The sequence below is a fragment of the Paracoccus sediminicola genome (genome assembly GCF_027912835.1).
GTDB lineage: Bacteria > Pseudomonadota > Alphaproteobacteria > Rhodobacterales > Rhodobacteraceae > Paracoccus > Paracoccus sediminicola.
The window spans coordinates 2,744,854-2,761,966 of record NZ_CP115768.1; the positions used below are offsets into that span (position 1 = coordinate 2,744,854).

Here is a 17,113-nt window from a genome sequence, read left to right on the forward strand (position 1 = left end):
TGCCAGCCCTTCCCCCGCGGCAAACCAGAGCGAAAAGAAGGTTGCCAAGCCACGGTGCTTCGGACTTATCTCGTCGCAAGCGACGGGAAGGAAGCCGAGTGGACCGTAAACGCATCTGGGGCTGGTGGTTTTTCGACTGGGCAGGCCAGCCCTACCACACTCTGCTGGTCACATTCATCTTCTCGGTCTATTTCGCCGGGGTCGCGCAGGACAGTTTCATGGCGCAGGGCCTCGATGCCGATGCCGCCGGGGCGCAGGCACAGGCCTTGTGGGGCTATGGGCTGACCGTGGGCGGGCTGACCATCGCGCTTCTGGCTCCGATCCTGGGCGCGGTGGCGGACACGACCGGGCGCAGGCTGCCCTGGGTCTGGTTCTTCTCGGGCTTCGTGGTGATCGGCGCGGCGGGGCTGTGGTTCCTGACACCGACAGACCCGAGGCTGGTGCAGGCCGTCATCTTCTTCGGCATCGGGATGCTGGGTCTGGAATTCGCCACCATCTTCACCAACGCGCTGCTGCCCAGCCTCGTCCCGCGGGAAGAGGTGGGCCGCGTCTCGGGATCGGGCTTCGCCTTCGGCTATCTCGGCGGGCTGGTGTCGCTCGGGATCATGGGGGTGTTCTTCGCCCAGGGGGATAACGGGCTGACCATCGCCGGGCTGACCCCGCCCTTCGGGCTGGATACCGAGGCAAAGGGCACCCGTTTCGTCGGCCCGTTCACCGCGATCTGGTATGCGCTTTTCATGATCCCCTTCTTCCTGTGGGTGAAAGAGCCGCGTGGCATCACACGTCCGGTGCGGCTGGGCCCGGCGATGCGGGATCTGTGGGCGTTGATCCGCAGCCTACGGCACCGCAGGAGCCTCGCGACATGGCTGGTTTCGTCGATGCTGTCGAGGGATGCGCTGAACGCGCTTTACGGCTTCGGCGGCTTCTATGCGGGCAACATCCTCGGCTGGTCGGTCCCCACCTCGGCGGCGTTCGGGGTTGTCAGCGCCGGCTCCGCGTCGCTGATCTCGTGGCTTGGCGGCCGGGCGGATCGGCGTTGGGGGCCTCAACCCGTCATCATCGCTGCCATGATCGTCCTGATCACCGTCTGCGTGATCGTCGTCGCGATGAGCCGCCAATCGCTGTTCGGCATCCCGCTGGCCGAGGGCTCGATCATCCCCGACGCGATGTTCTTCGTCTGTGGCGCCCTGATCGGCGGAGCCGGAGGCGCGCTGCAGGCCGCGTCGCGCACCCTGACCGTGCTGCACACCTCTGACGCGCGCGCCACCGAGGTGTTCGGGCTTTATGCGCTGTCCGGCAAGGCCACCGCGTTCCTCGCCCCGTTTCTGATCGCGGTGGTCACCGATCTGACCGGAAACCAGCGGATCGGGATCTCTCCACTGATCGTGATGTTCCTTCTGGCGATCTTCCTGTTAAACTGGGTCAACAAGAACGGAGAGGCAGAGCAGTGATCCGCAAATTTATTCTGACGGCGGCGGCCCTTGTCGGCCTGACCGCCCCCGCCATCGCCGACCCGCTGGCGAAGGACATTTTCGGCTATACGCCCGGCCCGACCGCGGCGCCGGGCGTGGCGATCGGAACCTATAACAAAGGCTGCGTTTCGGGCGCGGTCCAGCTCCCGGAAACCGGCCCGACCTGGCAGGCGATGCGGCTGTCGCGCAACCGCAACTGGGCCCATCCCGAGATGGTGAATTTCGTGATTGGCCTGTCTCAGGCAGCGACCAAGATGGGTTTTCGCGGCCTCTATATCGGCGATATGAGCCAGATGCGCGGCGGTCCGATGCTGTCGGGCCATGCCAGCCACCAGCTGGGTCTGGATGCCGATATCTGGATGCTGCCGCCGTCGCGGCTGAACCTGTCACGCTCCGAGCGCGAAAATATCTCGTCGATTTCGGTCGTTGCGGGCAACGGGCTGAGCGTGAACGGCAACTGGACCGGCTCGCATTCGGCAATTATCCAGTCGGCGGCGATGGACCCGCGCGTTGACCGGATCTTCCTGGACGCGGCGATCAAGGTGGCGATGTGCGATCAGAACCGCGATCGCGGGGCCTGGCTTCAGAAATTGCGGCCGACGCCGAACCATGATTATCATTTCCATGTCCGGCTGAACTGCCCTCCCGGCAGCCCGAGTTGCAGCAATACCGCCGCCTCTGTCGCCTCGCTTTCGGGCAATGACAATGGCTGCGGCGCCGCGCGGCAAGAGCTTCGCTACCGTGCCAACCCCTCGACACGACCGAAAGGCACGCCGAATCCCAACTATCGCCACCCCCGGAGCTTCCGGCTGAGCGAAATGCCGAGGCAATGTCAGGCCGTCGCTACCGCTCGCTGATTCTGTCCTGCATCTTCGGCCTGTTGGCCGCGCCCGTTTTCGGCGCGGCACGGGTCGAGTATGTGGGCACCTATGTCTGGTCTTTGCCAGACAGGGATTTCGGCGGCTTTTCAGGGATCGAGCTCAGCGCTGACGGCAGCGGCTTCACGGTGATTTCTGACCGCGCCTGGATCAGATGGGGCACGGTAGACCGCGACAGCTCGGGTAGAATCCGCGGCATGCGCATGGCTGGGCGGGCGCATCTTCAAGACAGCCGGGGCCGCGTCCTTCAACCCGGACGGCTTGGCGACAGCGAGGGGCTGGCGGTGGCGGCGGATGGCACAAGATGGATCAGCTTCGAGGGGCTCGATCGCATCGCCCGCTATGACGATGTGGACCGCCCGGCCACGCGCATCGATATCCCGCAAGGCTGGTCGAGCATCCCGACCAATGAGGGATTCGAGGCGCTTGCAATCACCGGGGACGGCACCATCCTGACATTGCCGGAATATGCGGTGGGCGTCGATCACAGCTTCCCGGTCTGGCGCTATCGCGACGGAGCCTGGGATCAACCCTTTTCGATCCCCGGATCGGAGCAATGGCAGGCGGTGGGGGCGGATATCGGCCCCGATGGGCGGCTCTATCTTCTGGAACGGAATTTTCGCGGCGTTCTCGGGTTTCAGTCGCGGGTCCGGCGCTTTGCTCTGGCCGACGACGACATCTCCGCAGAGGAGATTCTCTTTGAATCTGCGACGCTGCAATATGACAATCTCGAAGGGATCGCCGCCTGGGATGACGGGCTGGGCGTGCGGATCACCATGATCTCGGACGACAATTTCCTGCCGATCCAACGCACCGAGCTGGTGGAATACCGCGTCGTCAACTGACCTGATCCGACCGAGCGCATGCCGCTGGGCGCGGTCCGGCGCAGCCGAACAGTGCTCTGACATCCGTCCCGCCGGGACGCTCAGGGATAGTCCAGCCTGTACAGCCGAATGTCATGCAACGACTGGTCCACCCCGTCCGAGCCGTCAAGAACCTCGGACAGGAGCAGATCGCCGCCCTGGTCGAAATTACCGATATAGAGGCCTTGCCGAGGGTCGCTTCCCGGCAGGAACAGGTCAAGCTGTTCTCCGGTCTCGATGTCATAGACCGCCACGAGGGGCAGACCATCCAGCGAAGGCGGCGAATTCGGCACACCGGCGACAAGATAATCCGGCGACACCGTAATGAGGCCGGGGAACATGCTGCCGGTGAACGGAGACTGGCCGCCCTCTATGTCTTGCATAATGAAATCCGCCAAGGTCATGTCCGCGTCACCCCCTGCGATCGGGTCGGCGAAGACGATCTTGTCCTCCGGATCCTCGCGCGAGATCGACCAGATCTCACCCGTCTTGAACAGATCGCCGCCCTGGCTGACGAGAGGGGTCGCAAGGGCGTAGAACAGCCGCGCATCGCTGGTCACGGCAAGCCTGCCCGCAAAGCTTTCGTGGTCGGTAAGCGGCAGGACCGGGCCCTTTTCATTCGTTGCCAGATCATAGGTCAGGACGCGCCCGCCCTCGTCGTCGTTGATATAAAGCGTCGTGTCGTCGACAAGACTTCCCATGAACAAGAAATCACGCGCCTTTGGCCTGCGTCCGAACCAGCCTTCCTTGGCCTCGGGGTCGGTTTCCAGCAGACCCAGCCCCCGCTCGAACGCGCCGCTGCGCAGGTCGAAGATCTGGATGATCGGGTCCACGCCGGATTTGTTGCCGGTTTTGTCAGTCACCACCACAAGCTTGCCGCTACCCACCATCGGTTCATAATCAAAAGGACGGTGGTCGGGAAACGCCTCGGAGGGCAAGAAGGTCTGATAAAGCGGTTCCAGGCTGTTTGCGTCATAGCCGAGAAAAGAATACCCGCGCTCGTTTCCAGCCGACCCGCCTTGAGCCTGAAGAACGATCGTGTCCCCGTCGGCGGCCAGACCGGTGATCGACGGCACATAGGACTGGCCCTCGACCTCGGAGGTCAGCCAGGACTTCGTTTCGCCGGTCTCGAGATCGAGCACGGCGACGGCATATTCCGTGTCGGCAGTGAAATCGCCCTCGCTTTCCGCCGACAGGGTCACGGCGGCCAGAGCAATGCCGTGTTCCGGCATGATCTCGATGTCGTAAACCTGCTCGCCCAGGTCATCGCGCGTCCATAACAGCGTCGGTTCGGACCGGACGGGAACGGCAGCGGCGACGGTCGTCAGCGTGACGGAAAAAACCAAGCGGATCATCAATATGCACCAACCGTAAAGCACCGGAAACCTCTTCGAACCCTAGAGATCGGCCTGCAAAACGCAAGCGCCGGAGGCGAGGCCCGGCATTGACTCGGCTCGCTCCGGCAACTAGGGGACGAGCGTCCCGATGATCGGGGCCGAGTTGTTCCGCGACCTTGTAAAACGGAAAGTCCCTATGACACGCTTCCTCCCCGGCGTCTTCGCCATGGCCATCATTGTCGTGGCCTCGAATATCCTCGTTCAGTATCATCTCGGCGCCTGGCTGACCTGGGGCGCGATCACCTATCCGTTCGCCTTTCTGGTGACCGACGTGATGAACCGCGTCTATGGGCCTGCGGCAGCGCGCCGGGTTGTGCTGGTCGGCTTCGTCATCGGTGTCGGCTGCTCGCTGATCGCTGCCGGGTTCGACAAGACGACGCTGCGCATCGCCATCGCTTCGGGCTCGGCCTTCCTGTTTGCGCAGCTTCTCGACATCGGTGTCTTCGACGCCCTGCGCAACAGGGGCGGGTGGTGGACGGCGCCTGTTACATCGTCTTTCGTCGGCTCGGCGCTTGATACGGCGCTGTTTTTCTCCATCGCCTTCGCGGCACAGCTGAGCTTTATCGACCCTTCCGACAATGTCGCTTGGGCCAACGAGATGATCCCGCTTCTGGGCGTCGGTCCGGTCGCGCCGGTCTGGGCGTCTCTGGCTGCAGCCGACTGGATGCTGAAGATGGCGCTCTGCGTGCTGTCTCTGGTGCCGTTCCGGCTCATTGTCCGCAATATCTTGGGTCGCGACCCTGCATTTTGAGTTGACTTATCCACAAGCTGTGGCAGGCTTCCCTTACGTGGCAACATATTGAAAGGAGGTGGTCCAGTGTCGAGAGTGATATTGGAGAGAGGTGTCGGGACAGTCAGGGGGGCCGCGGCCTGAGGGCAGACCCCAGGTTTCAGAACCCTGGCTGGGACGGGCGGATCTTCGATCCCTAACCGGACCATCTCCGAGGATCTCGCGGGCCGCTGCCTTTGGCGCGGCCCGTTTCCTTTTCCGGGATGCGGATTCATCACTGTTTAGGGAATCTCGGCTATGCCGGGACCATGTCCGCGCTGAACCGCATTACCCTTGATGAAATGCCCGCCCCTTCTGGTCACAGGCGGGTTCTGGTCGTCGATGACAGCCGCGCCCAGCGGATGATGCTCGCGATCCAGCTTCGCCGCGCCGGATATGAGGTGATGGAGGCCGATGGCGCCGAAACGGCGCTGCGTCTTTGCCGCGAGGCTCGGCCGAATTTCATCCTCTCCGACTGGGTTATGCCGGGCATGACCGGGCCGGCACTTTGTCATCAGATCCGCTCGGACGGGGTTGATGATTACGTTTATTTTATCCTGCTTACCTCGAAGGCAGACCCGTCGGATATTGCCTTCGGTCTGGAAAGCGGCGCGGATGATTTCCTGACCAAGCCGACCTCTGCGTCCGAATTGCTCGCGCGGCTCCGTGCTGGCGAACGAATTCTGGCGTTGCAGGACGATGCCCGAAGCGCGAACGCTCGGCTGTCAGAAACGCTGGCCGCGCTGCGCAGTGCGCAGAAGGCAATGGATCGCGATCTGGACGAGGCGCGGCGCCTGCAGCAGGGTCTCATCGGCGACAGAGACGGGCGGTTTGGCGATTACACCGTTTCGAACCTGCTGCGGCCTGCCGGTCACATCGGCGGGGATCTGACTGGCAGCTTTGCCATCAACTCGCACCAGTTCGGCGTCTTCGCCATCGACGTATCAGGGCACGGCGTGGCGGCGGCGCTGCTGACCGCGCGGCTCGCCACGCAGTTTTCCGCCTCTGTCGATCAGAACGCAGCGCTCTATATCAATGAGCTGGGCCTGTTCGAATCGCGCCCCCCTGCGGTGCTGGCCCGCTATCTCAATCATCTGATGCTGACCGATCTGCACACGGATGCCTATTTCACCATGGTCTACGCCGCCATCGACCGCGAAACCGGCGAGGCGCGCATGGTGCAGGCGGGTCATCCCCACCCGATCCTGCAACGCGCCCACGGCGGGATCGAGCAGCTCGGCCATGGCGGGATGCCGATCGGAATGCTCGAGACCGCGACCTATGAAGAATTTTCGTTTCGGATAGAGCCGGGCGACAGGCTGCTGATCGCCTCAGACGGGGTGTGGGATGCGGCGGACGGTGCGGGTCGGGTGCCCGGCGGCGACGGGCTGTCGACGATATTGCAGAGCAACCGGGACACGACAGGGGTCGGTCTGGTCGAATCGATGGTCTGGTCAATCCTTGCGCATAGCGGCGGCGAGCAGGCCGACGACATGTCCGCGGTGCTGGTCGAGCGCGCCGCCACGCCGGAATGATCGGCGCCGCGCCCCTTACCCTGACATGCGCGCGAGGGCAGCTTCGGCTTCGGCGCGGTGATTTTTGATCGCCGCCTCCTTGACCGGGCCATAGCCGCGCATCTGCTGTGGCGCGGCCAGAGCCGTCATCGCCTCTGTCAAAGTTGCTTCGCTCGTCAGCGGCGGCAGAGCGTCGAGAAGATCGGTGAACCAGTCGATCAGCGCCCGTTCCTGCCGGCGTTCTGCCATCCAGCCGAGCGGATCGAAGGCGGTTCCGCGCAGCACCTTGCCCCGAGCCATCACCCGCAGTGCCGGGGTGAGCCATGCGCCGAAGCGCCGTTTCACCGGCCGACCCCGCGAATCCCGTCGCGCGGGCAGCAGGGGCGGGGCGAGGTGATAGACGATCTTGCCGCCCTCCCAGTCCTGCGCGAGCCGGTCGCTGAACGAGGAAGAGGTCAGCAGCCGCGCCACCTCATATTCGTCCTTATAGGCCATCAGCCTGAACAGCGATTTCGACGCCGTTTCGACCAAGTCTGCCCTGCTGTTGTCCGGCATCCCCCGCAGCGCATCGTCAAAACGGTTGATATGACGGCGGAACTGCGCGGCATAGGCGGCATCCTGATACTCGGTCAGTTCCGCCTCGAGACGCGCCCGAAGTTCCGGCAGATCTTCAGCGGGCGCGGGCAGGTCAGGCTGTGGGAGCCGTTCCGGCGCGGCGGCCAGCACCCGGCCAAGATCGAAGGCGCGCTGATTGGCCTCGATAGCGGTCCCGTTGAGGATGATCGCCTCTTGCATCGCAGCCAGACCGACCGGCACCAGCCCCGACTGCCATGCGTGACCCAGCATCATGACATTCGCAAAGACGCTGTCGCCCAAGAGCCGCTGAGAGAGACGGTTCGCATCAAAGCCCGACACATTCTCTGCGCCGACACTGTCGCGGATTGCCTGCACCCGCGCATCCACCCGAAGATCGGCATCGCGGTTCAGCACCAGATCCCCCGTCGGCATCTCGGCGAGGTTCAGAACGACCTGCGTCCCTTTGCGGTAAAGCGCGGAAGCCTTCGGCGCCGAGGCCACAACGACGTCGCAGCCGATCACCGCATCCGCGGAGCCGTTCTCTATCCGCAACTGATTGATCTCGTCAGGATGCCGGGCCAGCCGGACATATCCGAGCACCGTGCCGAATTTCTGGGCAAAGCCGGTGAAATCCAGAACCGAGGCGCCTTTCCCCTCCAGATGCGCTGCCATGGTGATGAGCGCGCCGACCGTAACCACCCCGGTGCCGCCCACGCCGCCCACCAACAGGTCGAACGGCTCCTTCAGCGACGCCTGATGCGGCATCTCAATGCCTTCCATCATCGCCTGAATGTCAAGATTGGCCGCATCCTTTTTGCGCCGCGTCGCGCCCTCGACGGTGACGAAGCTGGGGCAGAACCCGCCGAGGCAGGAGAAATCCTTGTTGCAGCTGTTCTGGTTGATCTGCCGCTTGCGCCCGAACGGCGTCTCCAGCGGTTCAACGGACAGGCAGTTGGACGCGACCGAGCAATCGCCGCAACCCTCGCAGACGCGCTCGTTGATGACCACGGCCTTGGCCGGATCCGGCATCAGCCCGCGCTTGCGGCGACGGCGCTTTTCGGTGGCGCAGGTCTGTTCATAGATCAGAACGGTGACGCCCGGTATCTCGCGCAGCTCGCGCTGGACCTCGTCCAGCCTGTCGCGGTGGTCAAAACTGGTCGCGCCCGGGAACTCCGCCCGGTCGAATTTTTCGGGCGTATCGCTCACCACGGCGATGCGCTCGATACCCTCTGCTCGGCAAGACTGCGCGATGGCGGCGGGGCTGACCGGGCCGTCAACCGGCTGTCCGCCGGTCATCGCCACCGCGTCATTATAGAGGATCTTGTAGGTGATATTTGCCTTGGCCGCGACCGCTTGCCGGATCGCCAGCGAGCCGGAGTGATACCAGGTCCCCTCACCGAGATTCTGAAAGATATGCTTGCCGCCATTATATTCCTGCCGCGCAATCCACGGCACGCCTTCGCCGCCCATCTGGGCATAGCCGACGGTCTCGCGGTTCATCCAGCTGGCCATGACATGGCAGCCGATGCCAGAGGCCGCCATCGAGCCGTCGGGCAGCTTGGTCGACGTGTTATGAGGGCAGCCGGAGCAGAAATAAGGTGTCCGCGTCGCGCCCGTGACATTCATCGACAGGTCCGGAATCGCCTCTAGCGTGGCGGCCTTCTCGGGCAGGTTTTCAGCCGGGAAATGCCGGTGCAGCCGTTCTGCCACGATGGGGGCCAGGAGGCGCGGCGACAACTCGCCCGAAAACGGGATCAGCGATGCGCCGGTTTCGGTATGTTTGCCGACCATCGCTTCGGGCTTGTGGTCGGGCAGGTCGTAGAAATGTTCCTTGAGCTGGCTTTCGATGATTCCCCGTTTTTCTTCGACAACAAGAACCTCTTCCTTGTTGCGCACGAATCGCAGCGCATCGCGCCGGGCCAGCGGCCAGACCATGCCGACCTTGTAGATGTCGATGCCGAGGCGGCGGCAGGCGGCCTCGTCCAGGCCCAGCAAGCGCAGCGCCTCCATCAGGTCGAGATGCGCCTTGCCGGTGGTCACGATTCCATAGCTGGCATCCTTGACGTCATAGATGCGGCGGTCGATCGGATTGGCCTCGACAAAAGCTTCGACGGCGCGCAGCTTGTGGGTCAGCCGGGTCTCGATCTCGGGGCTGGGCAGGTCGGCGGGGCGCACATGCAGCCCCCCGGGAGGCGGATCGAAAGAGGGGATGGTGAAGCTGCGATCCTCGGGCAGTTCGACCGAGGCGCCGGATTCCACGGTTTCCGAAATCGCCTTGAAGCCCACCCAGGTGCCGGAGAATCGCGACAAGGCGATGCCGTATTCCCCGAAGCTGAGATATTCTGCGACCGAGGCCGGGTTCAGCGCCGGCATGAACCAGGTCATGAAGGCCACGTCGGACTGGTGCGGCATGGACGAGGATACGCAGCCATGATCGTCGCCGGCCACGACCAGAACGCCGCCCTTGGGGGCGCTGCCATAGGCATTTCCGTGGCGCAGCGCGTCGCCTGAGCGGTCGACGCCGGGGCCTTTGCCATACCACATCGAGAAAACCCCCTCGACCCGCGCCTCGGGGTCGAGCGTCGCTTGCTGTGCGCCAAGAACGGCGGTCGCGCCAAGATCCTCGTTCACGGCTGGCAGGAAGGTGATGTCAGCCTCTTTCAGCCGGGTCTTGGCGCGCCATAGCTCCAGATCGACGCCGCCGAGCGGTGAGCCGCGATAGCCCGAGATGAACCCGGCGGTTTTCAGCCCGGCCGCACGGTCGCGGCGGGCCTGATCCAGCATGATCCGCACGAGCGCCTGGGTTCCGGTCAGGAAGACCCGGCCGCGTTCGGCCTGATAGCGATCTTCCAATGCGTAGCTTTGCTGATTCGCCTGATCCAGCATGGCGTTCCCTCCCCTGTTTGCGGTAGGATATGCCAGAAGCGTTGGTAAAAATGACCGAAATTGGTGAGATTCGAGAGAAATTGTGAGAGATTTTGGAAGAATTGGCAGGAAAGATGGATGATTTTGACCTGACTGCCAATGACCGCGCGATCCTGCGTGTGCTGCAACAGGACAGCCGTCTCTCGAATGCGCAGCTGGCCGAGAGGGTGGGCATGTCGGCCTCTGCCTGCTGGCGGCGCGTGCGGATGCTTGAAGAGGCCGGGGTCATCGCCGGCTATGGTGCCATTGTCGATCCTGACCGCGCCGGGCTGGAGTTTCACGCCATCGTGCATGTCCGGCTGGTGCGGCATGACCGGGACGCGGTGAAGCGGGTCATGACCGATCTTGCCGCGCGGCCCGAGGTCGTGGAGTGCTATGCCACCACCGGACAGTCGGACTATCACCTCCGCGTTCTCTGTGCCGACATGGCGGCCTATCGGCGGTTCCTCGATGATTTCCTGTTTCGCCAGCCGGCCATCGAAAGCGCACAGACCAATGTGGTTCTCGAAGAGATCAAGCGCCGCGGCGTGGTTCCGGTCTGAGCGCCGCGGCCGCCTGTCCGCCTAGTCAAGCGCCCGCTTCGCGCGCAGGAAGACCAGGGTGCAGCCGATTGTCCAACTGAGATTGAAGAAAAGATTGCTGAGCGCGGCCCCCTCGACGCCGAAGAAATGCACCATCGGCAGGAAGGACGCGGCAAAGACCAGCGTCGACAGCGTTGTCACCCGGACCAGCAGATTATCCTTGCCCATGCTGAGCAAGGCCGGGTTCAGTGCCACGCCCGAGGCAAAGATGATCGAAGACATGAGCAGAATGTTCATCACCGTGCCAGCACCGGCAAATTGCGGGCCGAAGACAAGCGCGATCACCTGCTCGACATTCAGCATGAAGGGGACCGCGACGACCATCTGCAGCAGGAAGATCGACACGGTCACGATGGCCATCAGCCGGGTGAATTGGGGGATGCGCCGCTGTTCCCAAAGGCGGGACAGTTCAGGGTAGATGGTCTGCCGGACCGGGCCGGCCAGCTTTTGCACGCGGTTCATCACCCGCTTGCCAAGCTGGTACATCCCCACCGCGGTCGGGTTCATCAGCGCGCCGAGCGCCAGCACATCGAAGCGATTCGCGGATTGCCGCAGGATGACGTTGAAGTTCGAATTCCACAGAAAACGCAGAATGCCGGGGTTTTCCTTGATCGCGGCACGCGCTCTGGCTTGCCTCACACCGCGATAGCCTTGGCGTCTCAGCTCGTGCATGGCGAAGCCGAAACACAAGGCCCGGTCGAGCAGATTCTGGACCAGCAGTATGCCGAGGAAACCCCAGACGCCCATCCCGGTCTGCCAGGCTATCAGCGTCAGCACCAGACGCAGCACGGTGGTCAGCATATCCACCTTGGCCAACCGGTCGAAACGGTCGAAGATGCGCAGCACCGCGATCGAGGTTGGGCGTAGCGAGAAGAACAGGCTGATCGCTACCAGATAGATATATTGCGCACCGCTCTCGTCGGGCAGCCCGATCCGTGGCGCCACGATGCCGGCCAACAACATGCACAGCATGCCCGACAGGAAGCCTCCGGCCATGTCGATCAGGATCGACAATTTCACCAGTCGCAGAAACGCGGCGCGATCGCCCCGCTCCTGCGCCTGGATCCCGTATCGGATGACAGCCTGCCACGGTTCGAGCCGGACCAGAAGATCGACGATGCGTATGAAGGATTCCACGAGTGCCAGAATCCCCAGCCCCGCCGGGCCGAGCGCGCGCGCGCTGATGAACAGCGTTGCCACCGCGCCGATAGAGATGAACAGCTCGCTCGCGAAGGTCCAGGACAGGTTGCGGGACATACGCTCCCGCAGGGTCCGAGCTTTTCTGTCCCCCATTCTTAGCCCCAGATCAAACCGTTCAAACTAACCAACAAATCTTTCGGCTCTCGACAGAAACACCGCTATCGCCTTATCTGGCCCCGTGCCGGGCAAATCAACGGAATTCGCGTGACAAGTTTAACGCTCTTTTCACACCGGAAGATACCCGCGAGCGCCCGGGAATGTGTTAAGCTGTTCGGGTTGCAGGACTTGTCAGCAAGTATGGGCGTGTTATCGGCGTGGCGACATAGCCCGGCGCCGCGTGTGTTGAAGGAATGATTTATGCGAGTGCTTGTGACCGGCGCGGCCGGTTTCATTGGTTACCATCTCTCCGAACTTCTGCTGGCCGAAGGCCACGAGGTGATCGGTCTCGACAGCCATAACGATTACTACGACCCGGCGCTGAAGACCGCGCGTGAGTCTCGTCTGACCGGAAGCGACGCCTATCACGCGGTGCGCGGCAAGGTCGAAGACCCCGGTCTGCTGGCAGGGCTTTTCGCGAAGCACCAGCCCGAGGCGGTCGTTCATCTGGCCGCACAGGCCGGCGTTCGCTATTCAATCGAGAATCCGCGCGCCTATGTGGAGGCAAATCTTCTCGGCAGTTTCGAACTGCTGGAGGCCGCTCGGACCCATCCTCCCAAACATCTTCTGATGGCATCGACCAGTTCGGTCTATGGCGCCAATACCGAAATGCCCTATCGCGAGATCGACAAGGTCGACACTCAGATGTCCTTCTATGCGGCGACCAAGAAGTCGAACGAGGCGATGGCGCATAGCTACGCGCATCTCTTCGATATTCCGACGACCATGTTTCGCTTCTTCACCGTTTACGGCCCTTGGGGGCGGCCCGACATGGCGCCGTATCTCTTCACCTCGGCAATCTTCGAGGGGCGACCGATCAAGGTGTTCAATCATGGGAATATGCGGCGCGATTTTACCTATGTGACCGATCTCGTGCGGGCTATCCGCCTGCTGATCGACGCCCCGCCCGAGCGTCCTGGGGACGCGTCCCGGATCGGCGCGGATGACAGCCTGTCTCCGGTCGCACCGTGGCGGGTGGTCAATATCGGCAACGGCGAATCGGTCGAGCTGATGGATTTCATCGCCGCGATCGAGGCGGCCTCCGGACGCGAAGCGATCAAGGAAATGCTGCCGATCCAGCCGGGCGATGTGCCTGCGACCTGGGCGGACACGGCGCTGCTGCGCCGGCTCACCGGCTATGCGCCGCAGACCTCGGTCCGCGAGGGAATGAAGGCCTATGTCGACTGGTTCCGGGAATATTACGGGGTAGATGCAGGGTGACAGACGCAGACGACATCCCCGTCCTGATCTCTTCCGCCGGTCGCCGCGGGGCGCTTGTCCGCAGCTTTCAACAAGCGGGCGGTGCGTCGGGCCGTGTCGTGGTGCATGGCTGCGACATGCAGCCGGACTTGTCTTCGGGCTGCATGTTGTCCGACTTTGCGCATCAGGTTCCGCGCTGCACCGATCCCGGTTTCATTGACCGGATCGAACAGATTGTGCGTGAAAACGGCATTCGGATGATCGTGCCGACCATCGACACCGAGCTCGCCGCTTACGCCGCCGCGGCGGATCGGCTGGCTTCGGCAGGTGCGCAGGTCCATGTCTCTCCACCCGAAGTGATCTCGGTCGTGCGCGACAAGCTGAGCACGATGCAGACGCTTTCCGCGGCTGGCGTGCCGGTCCCCGAGACCTGCACCGAGGATGAGCTGCGCGACGCGCCCACCCGTCTGGGCTGGCCGGTCTTCGGAAAGCCCGTCGGCGGAAGTGCCAGCCGCGGTCTGGGCATTTACGCCAACTTGCAAGAGCTTCCGGCGCGCTTTCCCGAGCCGATGATGTTTCAGCCCGTGCTGTCCGGCCCCGAATACACAGTGAATATTTTTATCGACCGGAAGGGTTCGCTGCGCTGCGTGGTGCCGCATCTGCGTATCCAGACCCGCGCCGGAGAGGTGGAAAAAGGCCGGACCGAGCGCCGTGCCGATCTGCGGAAAATCGCGGAGGGTATTCATCGCGCATTACCCTCCGCGCGGGGTGTGCTGTGTTTTCAGGTCATCGACGACGCTGATCGCGGCCCTCAGGTCATCGAAATCAATGCACGCTTCGGCGGCGGCTACCCGCTGGCTCATCACGCCGGAGCGCGCTTCGCCGACTGGCTTGTGCAAGAGCTGGGCGGCAAGGCAAGCGATGCCAACGACGCTTGGCGCGAGGGGGTAACCATGTTGAGATATGACGATGCCGTCTTCACCGGATAAGAGGATCGTGTTCGACCTCGACGACACGCTCTATCTTGAGCGTGACTTTGCCTATAGCGGCTTCGCCGCGGTCGGAGAATGGATCGGCAAGCGCCACGGGGTCGAAGGCTTCGCAGGTGTCTGCCGGTGCCTTTTCGACAACGCGCATCGGCGGCGGATTTTCGATGAAGCGTTGCAGCAGTGCCGGCTTTCGAACCGGCAGAATGTCGGCGAATTGGTGTCCGTCTACCGGGGTCACAAGCCTGATATCGCGCTGTGTCCCGATGCGGCGCGCTATCTGGACGATCATGAAGGACCGTTCGCCCTGATCACAGACGGGCCGGAGCGGACGCAGCGCTCGAAGATTGCTGCGCTTGGTATCGCCGGGCATTTCGATGCAATTATCCCGACCGGGCAGTGGCCCGACGGGTTCGGCAAACCACATCGGCGCGCCTTCGATGAGATCGCGACCACGGCGGGCGGACGGCAATGCGTCTATGTCGGGGACAACGCGCTGAAGGATTTCGTTACGCCCAACCGCATGGGCTGGCTGACAGTGCAGATTCAGCGACCGGGCCGGGTTCACGATGCCCCGCCGCCTGACACCGACCACGCGGCGCAGGCACAGATCGCTTCACTCGATCAGCTGGATGCCGTCCTCTCGGAGATCTGAACCGACTGGCGATTTGCTTAGGCCGCGCGCAGCCTCGTCGATCAACTGGTCCCAGAGCCCCATGATCCGATCTGGGTCGAGCCGCGAGGCCATGATCTCAGGCGAGCTGCTCAGATGCTTGCGCAGCGTCGCGTCGCGGGCAAATTTCTCCATCGCAGCGGTCATCGCCGGGACATCGCCGTCAGGAACAAGCAGCCCGTTCACCCCGTCATGGATCATTTCGCCGATACTGTAAGGACAGTCGAAGCCGATTGCGGGCAGGCCGGAACAGGTGGCCTCGGCCAGAACGTTGCAGAACCCCTCGTAGCGCGAGCTGACCACAAGCGCGTCGCCTGCACCCAACCATTCTCGCGCCGAGCCGGCCAGCCCGGCCAGCCGGACCCGCTTCTCCAATCCGCGCGAGTTGATCTGGCGCTGAAGCGTATCGGCGCGGTGGCCCTGCCCGAAAATATCCAGCGTTGCGTCAAGATCCTGCGGCAGCGCTGCAAAGGCGTCGATCAGCATATCGAAGCCCTTCTGTTCGACCAGACGACCTACGGCCACAAAACGACAATGATCCGTCGGTGCGGCGGGGGTGTAATCCACGGGAAGGCATGGATTCGGGATGATATGGGCCCGCCGTTGCTGCGCAGGTGGAAGATCCGCGGCGGCGTCCCGCGTCTGCATCGCAATCCCGGCGGCGCGGGGCATCAATTTCCGCTGAAACTTGCGCCAGAATCTCGCGGACTGGGCGCTTGGATTGTTTCGCTCAGAGATGACCACCGGAATGTCGGACCCGGTCGCCGCGAATAATGTCAGACAATTGACCTTGGTCAGAAAACTGACGATCAGATCGGGCCGCAGCTTTCGGATCAGCCGCGCCGTGCCGAGCGCGCGGCGTGGCTGAACGAAGCGTCCGCCTTTTCCGCGCGGGCCGACCACATGCAGCGTCACCTCTGGTGGATAGGGAAAGAACGATCCCTCGGGTCCCATCGTCATGGCGCCGACGTGAACCTCGTCGCCCTGTGCCGCGCGATGTGCTGCAAGCGCTGCCATGACCTTCTCGGCTCCTCCTGCCGAGAAACCGGCTTGCATCATAAGGATTTTCATACGGTTTCTCCGCAGACTATTCGGCAGCTTTCGACGCTGCGGGACGGCCAAGCTGTAGCCAGGGCGGCGGGTCGGACATGCAATATGTGCTCAGCCGCTTGCGATCAGCGACCGTATCCACCGGCTGCCAGAAGCCGTAATGACGGAATGCCATCAGCTCGCCATCCATTGAAAGCTGCGACAGAGGCGCGCCTTCCAGCGGTTCCTGATCATCGACGAGATAGTCGAAAATCGTTGGCTCAAACACGAAGAACCCGCCATTGATCCAAGCATCCTGGCTGCGCAGCTTGTCGGTATAGGCCGTCACGCGGCTATCCAGAAGCTCGACACTGCCGAGGCGTGCCGGTGGGCGGACGGCGGTGAGAGTGGCGATCTTGCCGTGGCTGTCATGGAAGTCGAGCAGAGACTCGATGTCGATATTGCCGAGCGCATCGGCGTAGCCGACCATGAAACGCTCATCCCCGACCCATTTTCGGAGCAGCCGCAGCCGCCCGCTGCTTGACGTGTAATGCCCGGTATCGACCACTCCGACCTTCCAGCCGGCACCATGGGTCGGGTGCAGGTCGATCTTTCCGCTGTCGATCGAGACCCGCACGTCATTCGCCATAAGATGATAATTGGCGAAGAACTGCTTGATCGTGACGGCCTGATGCCCCGCAGCGACAATGAAATCCCTATGGCCGAAATGGCTGTAGATATCCATCACGCGGGTCATGATCGGGCGACCGCCGACCTCGATCATGGGTTTCGGTATCTGATTATGCTCTCCTGCCGGCAGGTCATCAGCGCCGCCAGCGAGCAGGATCGTCTTCATCTCGCGTCCTTTCGTCTTACTGGCAAACGCGCCCCGCC

Annotated in this window: 14 protein-coding genes; 9 read left to right on the forward strand and 5 right to left on the reverse strand. The window is 63.0% G+C overall.

Translation table 11 applies throughout. The features are described from left to right. The first annotated feature begins 98 nt into the window (after positions 1–98). From PAF18_RS13535 to PAF18_RS13545, 3 genes are read left to right on the forward strand one after another with little or no spacing between them, the layout of a single operon-like run. The gene (locus PAF18_RS13535) at positions 99–1,451 is read left to right on the forward strand and encodes an MFS transporter (RefSeq protein ID WP_271116223.1); all 1,353 of its coding nucleotides are present in this window, start codon (positions 99–101) and stop codon (positions 1,449–1,451) included. Then, complete coding sequence (mepA, locus tag PAF18_RS13540; RefSeq protein ID WP_271116224.1) at positions 1,448–2,329, forward strand: penicillin-insensitive murein endopeptidase; 882 nt, start codon at positions 1,448–1,450, stop codon at positions 2,327–2,329. Before PAF18_RS13535 ends, mepA begins: the two co-directional genes overlap by 4 nt. After that, positions 2,302–3,195, forward strand: coding sequence for an esterase-like activity of phytase family protein (locus PAF18_RS13545; protein WP_271116225.1), 894 nt, complete (start codon positions 2,302–2,304; stop codon positions 3,193–3,195). Before mepA ends, PAF18_RS13545 begins: the two co-directional genes overlap by 28 nt. Before the next feature lie 80 nt (positions 3,196–3,275). On the opposite strand, the gene PAF18_RS13550 is transcribed toward PAF18_RS13545, so the two are convergent. After that, entirely contained in the window at positions 3,276–4,568 is a 1,293-nt protein-coding gene (locus PAF18_RS13550; RefSeq protein WP_271116226.1) for a hypothetical protein, read from the reverse strand. A gap of 178 nt (positions 4,569–4,746) precedes the next feature. On the opposite strand from PAF18_RS13550, the gene PAF18_RS13555 reads away from it, so the two are divergent. Beyond that, positions 4,747–5,361 carry a queuosine precursor transporter gene (locus PAF18_RS13555; RefSeq protein ID WP_271116227.1) on the forward strand — a complete coding sequence of 205 codons (615 nt, stop codon included), beginning with the start codon at positions 4,747–4,749 and terminating at the stop codon, positions 5,359–5,361. Between the two features lie 215 nt (positions 5,362–5,576). Continuing rightward, positions 5,577–6,914, forward strand: a complete 1,338-nt coding sequence (locus tag PAF18_RS13560; protein ID WP_271116228.1) for a PP2C family protein-serine/threonine phosphatase — start codon at positions 5,577–5,579, stop codon at positions 6,912–6,914. 15 nt (positions 6,915–6,929) lie between these two features. Here PAF18_RS13560 and PAF18_RS13565 read toward each other — a convergent pair whose 3' ends face one another. Beyond that, positions 6,930–10,355, reverse strand: a complete 3,426-nt coding sequence (locus tag PAF18_RS13565; protein WP_271116229.1) for an indolepyruvate ferredoxin oxidoreductase family protein — start codon at positions 10,353–10,355, stop codon at positions 6,930–6,932. A gap of 113 nt (positions 10,356–10,468) precedes the next feature. Here PAF18_RS13565 and PAF18_RS13570 point away from each other — a divergent pair, with 113 nt between their 5' ends. Then, on the forward strand, positions 10,469–10,936 hold the full coding sequence (locus PAF18_RS13570) for an Lrp/AsnC family transcriptional regulator (RefSeq protein ID WP_271116230.1): 468 nt from the start codon (positions 10,469–10,471) through the stop codon (positions 10,934–10,936). Positions 10,937–10,957: 21 nt separating this feature from the next. Here PAF18_RS13570 and PAF18_RS13575 read toward each other — a convergent pair whose 3' ends face one another. After that, positions 10,958–12,232 (reverse strand): lipopolysaccharide biosynthesis protein, encoded by a 1,275-nt coding sequence (locus tag PAF18_RS13575; protein ID WP_271116231.1) that lies wholly within the window; start codon positions 12,230–12,232, stop codon positions 10,958–10,960. Positions 12,233–12,532: 300 nt separating this feature from the next. Here PAF18_RS13575 and PAF18_RS13580 point away from each other — a divergent pair, with 300 nt between their 5' ends. The 3 genes from PAF18_RS13580 to PAF18_RS13590 are packed head-to-tail and all read left to right on the forward strand — an operon-like array spanning position 12,533 to position 15,172. Beyond that, positions 12,533–13,552 (forward strand): NAD-dependent epimerase/dehydratase family protein, encoded by a 1,020-nt coding sequence (locus tag PAF18_RS13580; RefSeq protein ID WP_271116232.1) that lies wholly within the window; start codon positions 12,533–12,535, stop codon positions 13,550–13,552. Further along, complete coding sequence (locus PAF18_RS13585; RefSeq protein ID WP_271116233.1) at positions 13,549–14,520, forward strand: ATP-grasp domain-containing protein; 972 nt, start codon at positions 13,549–13,551, stop codon at positions 14,518–14,520. The genes PAF18_RS13580 and PAF18_RS13585 overlap by 4 nt, the downstream gene beginning before the upstream one ends. Then, positions 14,501–15,172, forward strand: a complete 672-nt coding sequence (locus tag PAF18_RS13590) for an HAD family hydrolase (protein ID WP_271116234.1) — start codon at positions 14,501–14,503, stop codon at positions 15,170–15,172. Before PAF18_RS13585 ends, PAF18_RS13590 begins: the two co-directional genes overlap by 20 nt. Here PAF18_RS13590 and PAF18_RS13595 read toward each other — a convergent pair. Together PAF18_RS13595 and PAF18_RS13600 are read right to left on the reverse strand one after the other, a co-directional pair. Then, positions 15,134–16,261 carry a glycosyltransferase gene (locus tag PAF18_RS13595; protein WP_271116235.1) on the reverse strand — a complete coding sequence of 376 codons (1,128 nt, stop codon included), beginning with the start codon at positions 16,259–16,261 and terminating at the stop codon, positions 15,134–15,136. The genes PAF18_RS13590 and PAF18_RS13595 overlap by 39 nt on opposite strands. A 16-nt stretch (positions 16,262–16,277) precedes the next feature. After that, positions 16,278–17,075 (reverse strand): glycosyltransferase family protein, encoded by a 798-nt coding sequence (locus PAF18_RS13600; RefSeq protein WP_271116236.1) that lies wholly within the window; start codon positions 17,073–17,075, stop codon positions 16,278–16,280. Positions 17,076–17,113: the final 38 nt, after the last annotated feature.